15 protein-coding genes are annotated in these 14,071 nt (G+C 31.1%); 11 read left to right on the top strand and 4 right to left on the bottom strand.

The window, feature by feature from the left end:
- Positions 1-37: 37 nt before the first annotated feature.
- The 4 genes from porL to BW939_RS09430 are packed head-to-tail and all read left to right on the top strand — an operon-like array spanning position 38 to position 4,422.
- Positions 38-730, top strand: coding sequence for a type IX secretion system motor protein PorL/GldL (porL, locus tag BW939_RS09415; protein WP_076451780.1), 693 nt, complete (start codon positions 38-40; stop codon positions 728-730).
- A 40-nt stretch (positions 731-770) separates the two neighbouring features.
- Positions 771-2,366 carry a type IX secretion system motor protein PorM/GldM gene (porM, locus tag BW939_RS09420; protein WP_076451781.1) on the top strand — a complete coding sequence of 532 codons (1,596 nt, stop codon included), beginning with the start codon at positions 771-773 and terminating at the stop codon, positions 2,364-2,366.
- A 22-nt stretch (positions 2,367-2,388) separates the two neighbouring features.
- Positions 2,389-3,327, top strand: a complete 939-nt coding sequence (gene porN, locus BW939_RS09425) for a type IX secretion system ring subunit PorN/GldN (RefSeq protein WP_076451895.1) — start codon at positions 2,389-2,391, stop codon at positions 3,325-3,327.
- A 54-nt stretch (positions 3,328-3,381) separates the two neighbouring features.
- Positions 3,382-4,422: an NAD(P)/FAD-dependent oxidoreductase gene (locus tag BW939_RS09430; protein ID WP_076451782.1), complete on the top strand. Its 1,041-nt coding sequence runs from the start codon at positions 3,382-3,384 to the stop codon at positions 4,420-4,422.
- A 13-nt stretch (positions 4,423-4,435) separates the two neighbouring features.
- Here the strand turns inward: BW939_RS09430 and BW939_RS09435 are convergent, their stop codons facing one another.
- On the bottom strand, positions 4,436-4,810 hold the full coding sequence (locus BW939_RS09435) for a hypothetical protein (protein ID WP_076451783.1): 375 nt from the start codon (positions 4,808-4,810) through the stop codon (positions 4,436-4,438).
- A gap of 332 nt (positions 4,811-5,142) precedes the next feature.
- Between BW939_RS09435 and BW939_RS09440 the strand changes: the two genes are divergently transcribed.
- The 7 genes from BW939_RS09440 to BW939_RS09470 all read left to right on the top strand — a co-directional run bounded on the left by BW939_RS09440 (position 5,143) and on the right by BW939_RS09470 (position 11,130).
- Positions 5,143-6,384, top strand: a complete 1,242-nt coding sequence (locus tag BW939_RS09440) for a tyrosine-type recombinase/integrase (RefSeq protein ID WP_076451784.1) — start codon at positions 5,143-5,145, stop codon at positions 6,382-6,384.
- 6 nt (positions 6,385-6,390) lie between these two features.
- Complete coding sequence (locus tag BW939_RS09445; RefSeq protein WP_076451785.1) at positions 6,391-7,113, top strand: hypothetical protein; 723 nt, start codon at positions 6,391-6,393, stop codon at positions 7,111-7,113.
- 77 nt (positions 7,114-7,190) lie between these two features.
- Positions 7,191-7,469, top strand: a complete 279-nt coding sequence (locus tag BW939_RS09450; RefSeq protein ID WP_076451786.1) for a helix-turn-helix domain-containing protein — start codon at positions 7,191-7,193, stop codon at positions 7,467-7,469.
- A gap of 2 nt (positions 7,470-7,471) precedes the next feature.
- Positions 7,472-8,464, top strand: coding sequence for a RepB family plasmid replication initiator protein (locus BW939_RS09455; protein ID WP_076451787.1), 993 nt, complete (start codon positions 7,472-7,474; stop codon positions 8,462-8,464).
- Positions 8,465-8,821: 357 nt separating this feature from the next.
- A complete protein-coding gene (locus tag BW939_RS09460; protein ID WP_159439262.1) occupies positions 8,822-9,697 on the top strand; it encodes a toprim domain-containing protein in 876 nt (291 codons plus the stop codon).
- Between the two features lie 11 nt (positions 9,698-9,708).
- Positions 9,709-10,014 carry a hypothetical protein gene (locus BW939_RS09465; RefSeq protein ID WP_076451789.1) on the top strand — a complete coding sequence of 102 codons (306 nt, stop codon included), beginning with the start codon at positions 9,709-9,711 and terminating at the stop codon, positions 10,012-10,014.
- A 93-nt stretch (positions 10,015-10,107) separates the two neighbouring features.
- Positions 10,108-11,130 carry a MobA/MobL family protein gene (locus BW939_RS09470; RefSeq protein WP_076451790.1) on the top strand — a complete coding sequence of 341 codons (1,023 nt, stop codon included), beginning with the start codon at positions 10,108-10,110 and terminating at the stop codon, positions 11,128-11,130.
- Positions 11,131-11,194: 64 nt separating this feature from the next.
- Here BW939_RS09470 and BW939_RS09475 read toward each other — a convergent pair whose 3' ends face one another.
- From BW939_RS09475 to BW939_RS09485, 3 genes are all read right to left on the bottom strand, one after another.
- Complete coding sequence (locus tag BW939_RS09475; RefSeq protein ID WP_076451791.1) at positions 11,195-11,572, bottom strand: hypothetical protein; 378 nt, start codon at positions 11,570-11,572, stop codon at positions 11,195-11,197.
- Between the two features lie 17 nt (positions 11,573-11,589).
- Positions 11,590-12,144, bottom strand: coding sequence for a hypothetical protein (locus BW939_RS09480; protein WP_076451792.1), 555 nt, complete (start codon positions 12,142-12,144; stop codon positions 11,590-11,592).
- Between the two features lie 292 nt (positions 12,145-12,436).
- On the bottom strand, positions 12,437-14,071 hold the full coding sequence (locus tag BW939_RS09485) for a type I restriction-modification system subunit M (protein WP_076451896.1): 1,635 nt from the start codon (positions 14,069-14,071) through the stop codon (positions 12,437-12,439).

Below are 14,071 nucleotides of genomic sequence, written 5' to 3' on the forward strand. Positions count from 1 at the left end.
CATTTATTAACAAACTCATTTAAAAAAACTAACGTATATGTTTAAGACTAAAGATGCGTGGATGAATTTCTTCTATTCATTCGGTGCGGCAATTGTAATTCTTGGAGCTTGGCTAAAAATTACTCACATTACTTTGGGACCTATTAATGGTAATATCGCACTTACAGTGGGATTGGTTACTGAGGCGATTATCTTTATTATTTTTGCATTCGATCCGCCTGCGGCTGAAGAATCTTACCACTGGGAAAATGTATATCCAGAATTGTTGGACAAGCATGCAAGCCCAAATCCTTTACATTCTAATGTTTCAGCTAAAAATACTGTAGATCATTTTGCAGAATTAGAAAATTCTTTATCTGGTAAATTAGATAAAATGCTTCAGGATGCTAAACTTGATGTACAATTATTTGACAGATTAAGAACAGGAATCGATAAGTTTTCTAGTTCAGTAGATCAAATCAACCAAACTGTTGACGTTTCTGCTTCTACTCATAAATACAACGATCAATTAAACAAAGCTGCTCTACACATGGAAAGCATGAATGCTCTTTATGTAATGCAATTAGAAAACAGTCAAAAACAATCAGATTTTGCTAAAAAATATGTTGATGATATGCAAAAATCAGCAGAGCAGTCTGAGAAATTTAATCAAGAACTACAAGGTTTAACAACCAACTTAAACAGCTTAAACAGAGTTTATGGTGGTATGTTAACTGCTATGAAGTCATAATCCCAAACCATTAATTTAATCAAAAACTAAAGAAAAGATAATGGCAAAAGGAAAACAGACTCCACGTCAGAAGATGATCAACCTAATGTACTTGGTGTTCATCGCAATGATGGCCCTAAACATTGATGTTGAAATCATCAGATCTTATTACGATTCTACAAGAGCTCTTAACGAAACAAGAAGCCTTACAGAAGATAAAAACGAAAAGATTTTTGAAAAAACTCTTGAAGCAAAAGCATTACAAGTACCAGATACTTATGCTGAACCATTGAAGCAGTACCGTGTACTAAAAACAAAAATTGATGATTTAGTTAAATTTGCTGAAACTGTAAAGACAGACTTAAAAAAGAAATCAGAATTTTTTGATACAGATTCAAAAACTGGTAAAATCATGGATGTTAGTGAGAATTTCTCTGCACTAAACAACAATGAAGCTACAACTGAATTTTTCTTTAAAGACGGTGATGAGAACTCAACATCGAAAGGTGCTGCTGATCTTAAATCGAAAATGGATGACGTAAGAAATTATATCAATACTACTTTTGGTAAAAATTCTCAATTGGTTGATGTAGTTAATAGAGCAAACAAATCTATTATTACAGATTATCCTCAGGGTAAATCTCCAAACGGGAAAACATGGTTCCAGAATAAATTCTATCACCAGCCGCTTATTGCAGCAATCTCGAATTTAGAAATTATTCAGAATGATGCAAGAAACGTACAGTCTGACGCATTGGCAATGATGCTTTCTGAAAAAGTTGACGCAAGCATCAAGTTTAATCAGTATGAAGCTATTGTTTCTGCACCTACAGACATTATCGCTGGTGGTAAAGCTGAAGCTGTAGTAATGTTAGGTTCTTATTCAAACAGTGATAAAATCAGAATCCAAGGCGTAAGCAGACAGGAAAATGGTAAAGGTTATCTACCTTTAAATACTGGAGGAATCGGTGAGAGAAAAATCGGAGGTTCTATTACATTAACGGATGCTGAAGGTAAGGTACAATCTTTCCCTTTCACACATACTTACAACGTAATCGCTGGTCCTCAGGAAGTAAAACTTGAAAAAGGATTATTACTATCTGCTGATAAGATGAATGTAATGTATAGAGGTTTAGAAAACCCAGTAACGGGTTCTATCTTAGGTGCTGATAATTCTAAACTTACTCTATCTGCTTCAGGCGGTGCAACTGTAAGAAGTAAAGGTAATGGTAAATGGGATGTTATTCCACAAGCTGGAAATGTTGTTCAGTTAACATTATCTGGTAGAAATCCAAGTGGACAGTCTGTTTCTCAAGTATTTGAGTATAGAATTAAAGGTATTCCTAGACCACAAGGTCAAATCAGAGGTAAATCTGTAAATAATATGCCTGCTAGTTCGATTCCAAATCAAACTGTAAGCGCAGCATTACCAGATTTCGATTTCCCTGTATCGTTTAGCGTTAATAGCTTTATCTTAAAATTACCTGGAAGAGCAGGTACTATGATCCAAGGTAGTTCATTATCAGCTGCTGAAGGATTGATAAAAAATCTTAGACCAGGGGATGTAGTTTATATTTATGATATTCAGGCTACGGCAACAGGTTTAGGTACTCAAAGATTGAAAGAGATTTCACCAGTTGTAATCAATGTTCAGTAATAATTATTTGAAAAATCCTATTATGAAAAAATATATAAGCAGTCTTTTAGTTTTGGCCTCAGGGTTTGCTTTTTCTCAGACTATATTGAATGCTTCTTCTCCTGAAGAATTCAGACAGATGAGAGCTGATAACATGAGAAAGGTAAATGATACTGTAATCAGTAATAAAGTTGCACCTTTAGAATATGGCTTTGTAGACGATAAAGATATCCTCAAAAGTATGATGGTTTGGGAAATTATCGATATGAATGATAAGATTAATCAGCCATTCTATTATGATAATCCAAATGGTCTTCTTTCTAAAAATACTAGATCGCTTTATCAAATATTACTTGATGCAGCTTTAGATAGTAAAATTACCGAGGTGTATGAGGATGAAAACTTTTCTACTAAATCTACACCAGAAGGTATAAGAAAAAAACTAGAAAGTGTAAGGTTAGATGACGAAGCTATTGAAATTTTAAATAGCGGACGTGCATTGACAGAAGAAGAAAAGAAAATGTACACAGATTATATTAGAACCACAACTGAAAAAGTTAAGGTTTTGAAAATCATGGGTATGTGGTTTATTGATAAGAGAGATGGTCAAATGAAATATAGACCAATCGGAATTGCAGCTATGGGTCCAGATCCTTCTGCTGTTGGTAGAACTGGTCTTGATGGGCAACCATTGAATATCGGTGAAGAATTAGTTGATTTATTTTGGATTTACTATCCTAATGCGAGAGACATTTTAGCCAACAATTATGTTTACAACAAGAAAAACTCTTCTGCAGATATTTCTTTTGATGACGTAATCAATGCAAGAAGATTCTCTTCAATTATCTATAAATCTTCTACTGGTACTGGTGAAGGTACAATCTCTGAATATATTCCTCAGAATGCTGAAGAACAATTGGCAGAAAGTAACAGAATCAAAGAACAGATTCTCCAAATGGAAAATGATATGTGGAATTACTAATTTCACTTGATAATTACAGAAAACCTGAGTATTTTTACTCAGGTTTTTTTTATTATGAAAAATATAGATTATATAATTGTAGGAGACGGCTATGCAGCACTCTTTTTTGCGCATCATCTCATAAAACAGGAAAAGTCCTTCAAAATATTTTCTGAAGGAAAAAAGGGAGCTTCTCAAGTTTCGGCGGGTATCGTAAACCCAGTAGTGCTGAAAAAGTTTACTACATTTTGGAAAGCACAAGAACAAATTGACTATCTGAAAGAAACGATATCTGAGATAGAATCATATACTGGGAAAAACTATATTATAAATCAACCTATCCATCGAATTTTTCATGACGAAAATGAAAAAAAACTATGGTTAAAAAAATCTAAAACAGAAACACTTGTAGATTTTCTTAGTCCAGATTTTATTCCGATTGATGGTGTTGCTAACACCTTTGATACAGGAAAAGTAATGCAATCTTCAAGGCTTGAAGTCAACGCATTTTTTACCGATATGATGGCTTTTTTTGACTCAAAAAACGATCTAGTCAAAGAACGATTCGATTATAGTTTAATCAACACATCAGATAAAATATACAAAGGTTTTCAATTTAAAAATATTGTTTTTTGTGAAGGTATGCGAGTAGTAGAAAATCCTTTTTTCAAAGATATTCCGGTGATTCCAAATAAAGGTCATCATATTAAAGTGAAACTTCAAAATGAGTTAAACACAAAGGTAACTGTAAAGAAAAAGCACTTCTTGTTTCCTTTAAACGATGAATTGTATTTCTACGGAGGTACATATGACAGAGATCAGCTGCATTCAAAAATTGATGATTCTGCAGTAAAGCAATTGATGATTGGGCTTTCTGAAATATATTCTCAGAATTTCGAAGTTAAAGACGTGAGTTTTGGCTTCAGACCTACCGTCAAAGATCGTAGACCAATTTTAGGTAGACATCCCGAATTTAAAGATTTTTATGTTTTTAATGGTCTTGGAGCACGCGGTATCCTCAATGGTTGTTATTTTTCTAAAAACCTTTTAGAATTTATAGAAAATAATATACCCTTACCGGAGGAAGTTTCTTTAGAAAGATTTAATGATAAATAATCATATTCATTAACTACTGCATTTGGGTAGCAGTTTGTTTAGTATTTTTTTTTGATTTGAAAAGAACCATATTGTAATCTTTTTTCAGAAAAGTAATTTCAGATTTATTTTCTGAAAATTGATATTCGTTATCGGAAGTTGAGTAAGAATGGCTTTCTAATTCCTTTTTTAGCACATAAGTACTACCATTAAATTTAATGGTCTTGCTATCTCTTTCCTTGTTGGTACTTACAGATAGTTTTTCTCCTAAGCTATCTGTATAATCTTCGAATGCACCATCATCAGAGCTTTTTGCTTGTTGATCGATTTTCACCTCTTGCTCTTTTGTAGGGGCTGTACAGTTGTACAAAACCAAGGAAATAGTGATGAGTAATAAATTTTTAAACATGTTGTGTTTGTTTTTTTTGTTGTTTTAGTGTGGTGCAAAAATACTCATTTTAGCGGTAATAAATGTTAATTTTTATTAATTTATAATATAATTTTTAATTTAATTTAAATTTTATGTGAATCTGATATTTTTATTTTCACTAATAAGCACAAAAAAACCGTCTGATTCAGACGGTTTTAGCAGAGAGGAAGGGAAATGAACCTATTGAAATGTATTATCACTTACTTTTAATAGAGATGCTATTTATCAATAATTTAAATATATTTGTATAAATAAGTATATGTAAATTTTATATTCATTTATAGAATTTTTAGCACCTAAATTAGCACCTAATGAATTTTACCTTCAAATTAAAAGAACCAAACTCTCACAAAGAAACTCTGATTTATTTTCGATCTTATTTTGATAATGAAAAGAAGAGTTTTATTTACTCAACTGGAGAAAAGATAAAGCCTCAAGAATGGGATTTGAAGACTAGGCAACCTAATGATTTGAATGGAAGAACTGCTAAGGCTGATAATCAAAGAAGTATAAAGAAGCAATTAGATCGTTACAGTTCTTCTTTTCTAGAAATTGTAAATCGATATAAAAATATTAATGAAGAGTTAACGATTGATATTCTTCGACAAAGGTTTGACGAAGAATTTAAGAAGATCAAGACCAAAGATGATTTTTTTAGGCTTTATGAAGAGTTTATTGAAGAAAAATCTAATGATTATACGGGAAAAGGAATTTCAAAATCTACCAAAACGAGATATACTTACAATAAAAACTTACTTCTTGAATTTCAGAACTATCATAAAATTAAAATTAGCCTTGGGAATTTCAATGAAAAACTGTACAACAAATTTCTAAAGTATTGTGTTGAAGTAAAGGATCATTCTGCAAATACGGTTCATCGTGATATTGGTCTTTTGAAAACTTTTCTTTTTTGGGCTTTACACAAAAAATATACATTCAATAATGAATTTATTGGTTTCAAAAAACCACCAAAATTTCAAACTGATGAAATTGCGCTAAATATTGAGCAAGTAACAAGAATATATGAACACGATTTCTCAAAAAATAAAAGACTAGAAAGAGTTAGAGACTTATTCGTAATTGGTTGTACTACCGGAATGCGATTTGGAAATTATAGTCGTATTTCAAAAAATGATATTCAAGGGGATTTTATTAGAGTTACAGATTTGAAAAGTAAGTCAAAAAAATTGGCAATTCCACTGAATTCGATTTCCAAAGAACTCCTTGAGAAATATGATTATGAATTGCCAAAAATTACAAACCAAAAGATGAATCTCTACATCAAAGAAGTTTTTCAGGAACTTGAATTTGATGATGAAATAAAAAAAACTATGAAATACGGAGATGAGTTAGTTGAGAAGAATTCAGAATTTTGGCGTAGAATTTCAAGTCATACCGCCAGACGAAGTTTCATCACAATAATGAAGAACAAGCGTGTTCCTGATAAAGTTATCATGTCGTACACAGGACATACAAGTTTGGAAGTTTTCAATGCGTATTATAGACCAAGTGAAGAAGATAAAATTAATTACATGAACGAAGTTTTTAAATAGCAGCAAATGATTAATCAAATTAAACAAACAGAAACATTTAAGAATTTTCTATACGATATAAATTCATTTAAAATTCTATTTAAAACTGGAAAAAAATTGCCAACGCAATTTAGACAAATGGTTAAAGCTGCATTGGATGGAGCTTCTACTAAACAAGTAATAGATTTAAGAAGTTATGAGTTTAAAAATTTGAAAATTCATAAAAATGAAAATACATTTTACAATTACTTTAAAGATTTTGAAAATTTTCAGGGAATGAGTTTTGAGCAAAAAGTATTTACTGTCACTGAAAATTTAATTAGAAATTTAACAAAAACAGATAATTTTACTGCAAAATTACAACGTGATTTTTTGAATGATTTTTCAGAATTTTTAGAAGTTAAATATTTTAAGGATAATATTGGGTATGAAGATAATTCCGATGTTAATATTTTTTCTAAAGTCGAATATTTTCAACGTTTTAAAAGTGTATTACAAAATAATTCCTATTTGGATAAAAACGACATTCTTTCCATAAAAAGAACATTTTTAGCTGGAATTATTGCAATGTTAAAGAAAAAGGGCATAATTAAAAACGTTACAGATATAAAAATAGCCCAATATATGCTAGATTCATTCAATTACTCTATTTCAACTTCTTCATTATCAAATGGAACTCCGTATGCAACGAAATACGAAGAGGAAAAATTATTTGAAGATTTATATGATGAATTTATGATTGATTATTAAATTTTATTGGATTTACTAAAATCCATAGATTAATATTAATGATTTTCAATATTTGCAGAGAATTCAAACGGAAATCTATGCAAACAACAAATCCCTTTCAAATCATTCTTGATGAAATAAACGAAGTAAAGCAACTTCTGTATTCTATTCAGAAAGAGCCGGAACTAGAACTCAAGAAGAAATTCTACTCTTTCAAGGAAGCCTCTGACATTTTGAAGTTGGATTATCAAACCGTACGCTCCCATGTCCTGAAAGGAAATATTAAAGCTGAGAAAATAGGACGATTTTACCGTATCAATCATTTGGATTTGATGTCAGCTCTGCAGGACGTAAAATCTCTTAAATATAAGAGATAAAAATGGATAATGATTTCGTGTTTCAACCTGTTAAAAGAAAGAAAATAATAATTTCTAAAGATCTTCGTGATGCTCTTGTTACTCATGATACGACTATTATTCAGCAGCGGATTTTCATAGTTATTCTTTCTGCTTTGAAAGAAAAGCAGTCGCTCTTCATTTCTCCAAAACTATCTTTTTTAGATCAAAATAGTAAGCAGCTTTCTTTTGATGATCAGTTTGATGGTTGGGCAAACGAGGGATTGATTTCCATTCAAATTCCTATGAAATTTATAAATGAGAAACGAAAAATGCGGAATGAAGCAATACATGATGCATTAGTTGAGTTAGCTACGATTAAATCATTTAGATTGAAAGATACATCTATTGAAGGCTTTCAAGCTGTCTTTTTTATACTAAATCCTAAGTGGAATAGTCGATTTGTGTACTTCGAAATGGATAAAGCGGTAGTTAAAATACTTTTTGATTTAAAACCTTTCTTTCAGGTGAAAAGTGATTTGCCTTATTTAGCATCAACTCCAAATACATTGAGATTTTTACTTTTTTTATTAAAATATAAAAAGCAGGGATTCTTAAAAAAATCTTTTGAAAAGATTTTAAAAGAGCTTTGTATTCCAATCAGAAAATATCGATTTCCAGCTATTTTTGAAAGAGATTTTCTGATTCCTGTAAAGTTAGATTTAGATTCTTTGAACGACTGGAGCTTCAACTACTCAAATGAAAAAGGTGAATTCGCAATCAATATTTATTACACGAAGAAATCTGTCGGAGAAGATGAGAAATTTAGTTCTGTTGATAAATTAAAAATTTATCGAGCATTAAAATATTTAAGAAAATCAAGAAATCTCAGCGATCAGAATATGAGAATCATTAAAAAGTTTTATGAAGTTCAAGGATATGAAGAATTCTCAAAAAAAATCAAAAGAAAAATTGACAAAAAACTCCAAGGAGATGACTTTATTAAAGCTGTTTTTGAACATTTAGAAAAACAGTGATATTATCTCAAGTATTTAGGATATTATCTCAATAAAGTAAGATATTATTTCAATTTTTTCGGATAATATCTCAAGGAAAATGGATATTATCTCAAACATTGAGGATATTATCTCAAGTTTTTGACTAATAATTATTTTTAAAGTATTGAATATGTTGAGTTTATATGGTTCTTCTTTGTTGCACTTAATTATAATAATGTTTTTAATATTATTAATTTCTATAAAAAAAATAATAATTGTGGATAAAAATATAAAATATTGAAATTCGTAATCAATTGATAATTAGTTTTTAATGCGTCTTTACTCTGTGTAGTAATGCTGATGAAAAATGGATATTGTCTCAAATTTAAACTGGCTATGAAAAGAAAAAAAAACTGTCTTGAAGCGAAAAAATTGATTCCGATACATTTTTTGATGCAAAGTTTCGGGTTGCGACCCGCAAAATCTTTTCAAAATGGAAAACTATATCATGCTTTTTATCGTGAAGATAAGAATCCAAGCCTTATTACATTTTTCGATTCTTTATTTGCTACGGATTTAGGTAGGAACAACACAAAATATGATGTAGTTAGTTTAACCGAATTGTTTTTGAATTGCTCAACTGAAGAAGCGTTGGAATATCTTTTTTCATTGGATGCGTTAAAAATTGAAAACGTTGAAATAAAATACAAAACCAATGTCAAAATTCTAAACGTCATTCCACTTTTTAGTTATCCACTTAAGAACTATTTACTTTCTAGGGGAGTCACAGAAGAATTTTGGAAATATGTATGTGAGATACACTACAAAGTTCCAAATCAAAATTCGATTTTTTATTCTATTGGTTTCAAGTCAAATACTAAAAATTTTTACGAATTACGTTCTTCTGCTTTCAAAGGTTGTTCTGGAAAAGATATAACAACTGTGGAAAATGGTTTTTCAAAAATTATCGTAATAGAAGGCTTTTTTGACTATTTGAGCTTTTTGGTTCTCTATCCAACTGTAAAGTCGGATTTCTTGATTATGAATTCTACCTCTATGTTTGATAAAGCACAGAAATATCTAAATGAAAACTCATATTCTAAAATTATTCTTCTCCTTGATTATGATAAAGCAGGCAATGAAACTACTGAGAAAATTCTATCGGAATTTCAATATGCAGTTGACCGAAGAGATATTATGGGAAATCAATACAAAGACCTAAACGAGTATCTCATTTCTCGAAATCCACAAAACCAAATTTTATCCAAATAAAAGACAAAAAAATGGAAAACTACGACAACCATAATCTACAACCCAAACGTAAAAGAAAAACGAAAGATGAACGTTTGGCTGAAATTCAAGAAAAGAAAAAGAAACTTCTGGCTGAAGAAGCCAGATTAAAGCAATCTGCCATTAATGAACGTCGTAAAAAAAGACTGAATACCTTCTACACTTTTGGTGGAACATTGTTTACTGAAAACTGGGAAACTTTGCGCAAAATTTTAATTGATGAAAAGAATTGGTCAAAAATCACCGTGTACATAGACGATAAACTATTTGCAGAAAAAAGTAATAAGCAAGATGCGTAAAAAGAGATAACGCCCTTAGGAAGTTTTAAAGTTCCGCTACACTTCACAATAAAACTTCACACGGGCTACTTTTTAGAAAAAAGTAACAAAAAAATGTCAACAGTCGATTCAATTAGTTATGGTACTCGAAAGAGAGAATGTTATCGTATTTATGATAATGAGCTTGGCTTTGTGGATAGAACGACCGCCAATGTAAAATTCCTGAAAAAGAAATGGCAGAAGATTGAAAATTTCGAATACTCTAAAAGAAAAAATGGGAAAGTTCTAAGCAAATTAATTCTAATGTTCCCAAACGAATGGACTCAGCAACAAAAAGAAGATTTCATTCAGCATTTTTTAGAATCTAAATTTGGTAAAAAACATCATTTTACATTTTGCTTTCATGGAGGAAAGGATGGTGAAGTAATTGAAAACTCACATGGACATCTATATTATTCCGAAAGGATTTTGACAGACGCCACTAATCGTAAAGACCCAGCAATGTCAAAACTTGGCTATGTTAAAAAATTTGTAAAAGATTGGCAGAAAGGATGTGGAATAGATTTGTCAAAATCGCTAAAAGCGAAGCGTATTCCCATGAAAGAATGGAAAGCCAATCCTGTCGAAGCAAGACTTTTTAAAGTGAAAATTAAAAATGTATTATTTAGAGAGCAAAAAGAGATTAATAAGACGGAGAAAAAGTTGAAAAAAGTTGAAATGCTTCTTGTTCGAACGAAACACAATTATCAACGTAAATCATCAAAAGCAGAACATAAAATCACAAAGGATATTTTGTCATTTTTTCCTACGGATTTTCTTGTGAGATTTAATAAATATAAAAAAGAAAATAAGAAAAAAATTATTGAAACCCAGAACTTTAATATCGAAAAAAGGCAAAGATTTATAGATTATGTCTCCACTGTAATTCGTAAAGACCATATTATTTATTTCCATCATTTGCAAAACGAACTACAGTCTGCTGATATTCAGGTTAAAATTAATGTGAATGGTATGTTTGAATTTTTGCTGGTTGGTTCTAATTTACAAATAAACGAAATAGAGCTTCCTGCTCATATAGAAGATTTACTTCAGGATTTTAAGAAGGAAGCTTTCAATAATAGAAATTTAGGAATTTAGAATACCTATTGTAAAGCGATTCAAACTGATAATAATTGTCAGATTAAGTATTGACTAATTCGGATTAATTCCAAGTTTCTAATTGTATCACCTTTGCATATTCTATTTTTTCACTTGCATACTTTATTTCGCTTAAAATGTCATTAGCGAATACTTTGTCGTCATTTCCTTCAAATAACTCGCAGAAAGCTTGACAATGCTGATAAAGAATAGAAAAATCATCATCATGCAACTGGGTGTAATATTTTACAATTTTTCCCATCAATTCATCATGTGTATAGTCCGAATTGTTATGTGAATAATTTGCTATAAAATCTCCTAATTTTATTTCTTCTGCATTGTCTGCTTTTATTTGTAAATCATCAAATGTAGTTGTCTTATCAAAAGCCAACCAAATAAAGAATTCTTGAATAGTCTTTTTATCTAAGGGTAATTTTTTCATGTTTTTAGTATTTTAAATTAAGGTTCAATAGCAAAGCAGAATAGCTTTTTCTCCATTGGATTTGTAAAAGGGTCATATTGTACACCTGAATTGATTACAAAAGAATATTCTCCAGCTTCTAGGTTTTGTGGAATAATAATTTCATAGACGCTGTTTTCTGTGGTTTTTAGTGGCAAAACAATCTGATATTTTGACATGTCTTTTGTTCCACCTGCAGAAACTCCGGACTGTACAAAACGGCGATATGTTTTGCTTTCTTTTACTTTATCAGCTTTTACTATCGTTATGCTTTCTGAAAATGCGTTATCTGGTAATTTAATATAGAACTTTGGAATTTCATTATTTTTGAACCGGACAGTAGAGTGTTTACTATTAAAAATAGTGAGATAGTTATTAACCCCTCCATAACCCATTCCAATTGCTTTAGCTTCAATTTTTGCAGTGGCTTTTTCGAACTGTTCTGATTTTCCATCTTTCAAATAATAGGGTTCAAGTACTTTAATTTGTTGAGCATGGAAAATTGAAAATGAAAACAGGATTATTGTACTCAGAATTTTTACAAATTTTTTCATATTGATGAAGTTTTTTGTACCGTTCCTCGTACTGGTTAATTTCTAAAAAGGAAAGCGTGGAACTGCAGTAATCCATCCGTTTCTGAGGTACCGCTAAGAACCCGACTTCCGAATATGAACTTACAGCCCACGCCATAGATGACGTGGGCGTAAGTATCATTGTGGGAAGTCTTTGAAAATTAGCGGTTTTCAGAAACCCAAACGATAACTTACGCTTTACGTTGATTTTTTATTTTTCTAAAGCAAATATAGTAGTTTAAAAATGTACAAAAAATGATTTTTTTGACAAAAATTAAATTTTATTTAAGCCCAGTTCACTTAAGAACTGATTATGCTCCTTAGTTTTTGAATCAATAAGTTTATTGATTTCTATTAAATCGGTATTTACCTTTGCTAAATCTATCTGTACTTCGTCTTCAGCTGTGCTTACATACCTTGAGATATTGAGGTTGTAGGCATTCTTTTCGATTTCTTCTATGGGTACTCTTCGTGCATATCTTTCGATGTGCTCTGGACGAAGCTGATAAGTTTCTACAATTTTATCAATATGATTTTCTCCTAAAGAATTTTGTCTTTTTCCTGGTTGATATTGCTCCGAAGCATTTATGAACAAAACATCCTCATGTTTTTTACACTTTTTAAGCACCAAAATGCAAACAGGAATACCTGTTGAATAAAAAAGGTTAGATGGTAATCCAATGACAGTATCAATATGATTGTCTTTCAATAATTTTTCTCGAATTCGGGCTTCTGCGCCACCTCTGAATAATACACCGTGTGGCAAAATAATAGCCATTGTTCCTTCTTTTCCTAAAAAATGAAAACCGTGTAATAAGAAAGCAAAATCGGCTGCTGATTTGGGTGCTAAACCATGGCTTTTAAAACGGAAATCTTCTGACAAAGTATCATTAGGTTCCCATCGCAAACTGAAAGGAGGATTTGCAACGATAGCATCGAATTCCATTTTTTTGCTTGGATTCATTTCGTTGAGTATATCCCATTGGTTGAGCAAAGTATCGCCGTGAAATATTTCAAACTCAGTATCTTTCACACCGTGCAACAGCATATTCATTCGGGCAAGGTTGTAGGTGGTTACGTTTTTTTCCTGACCGAATATTTTTCCTATTTTTCCTCCTTTATCTATTATTTTTTTTCGTATATTTAGAAGTAAAGAGCCAGAGCCACAAGCGAAATCCAGCACTTTATCCAATTTTATTTTTGGTCCTGCTTCTGGATTTTGAGAATCCAAAATAACTATACGTGAAAGGATTGTTGAAATTTGTTGCGGAGTATAAAACTCTCCTGCCTTTTTTCCAGAACCTGCAGCAAACTTCCCAATTAAATATTCATAAGCATTTCCAAGTGTATCCACATCAGGTGAAAATTCAGCAACGCTTTCTGCTACTTTACCAATTATTTTACAAAGAGCATCATTTCTATCTTTTGAGGTTTTTCCCAATTTTTCAGAACTGAGATTAATCTCCGAAAATAATCCCTTAAATGCACTTTCAAAAGACTCATTTTCAATATATCGAAATCCATTCTGGAGAGTTTCTAATAAATCTCCGTTTTGCGTACGTGCTAATTCAGTAATGTTACTCCATAAATATTGTGGCTCAATTACATAATGCACTTTTTTACGCATAAGTTTTTCAAAATCCTTTACATCTGCTTCGTTATCATCGTACCAAAGTGCCAAAGGTGGTGGAACACGGAAATCTAATTTTTCCTCTTTTGATGGACTTTCAGGGTATTCTTTTCCTAATTCTTTCTTTGCGGCTTCTTCATAGTTAAAAGATAGATACCTCAAGAATAGAAATGAAAGCATATAATCCCGAAAATCATCCGGATTCATTGCGCCTCTAAGGTCATTTGCAATATCCCAAAGTGTATCGCCTATTATTTTATATTGGTCTTTTTGTGTCAT

This window comes from Chryseobacterium piscicola (assembly GCF_900156685.1).
Lineage (GTDB): Bacteria > Bacteroidota > Bacteroidia > Flavobacteriales > Weeksellaceae > Chryseobacterium > Chryseobacterium piscicola.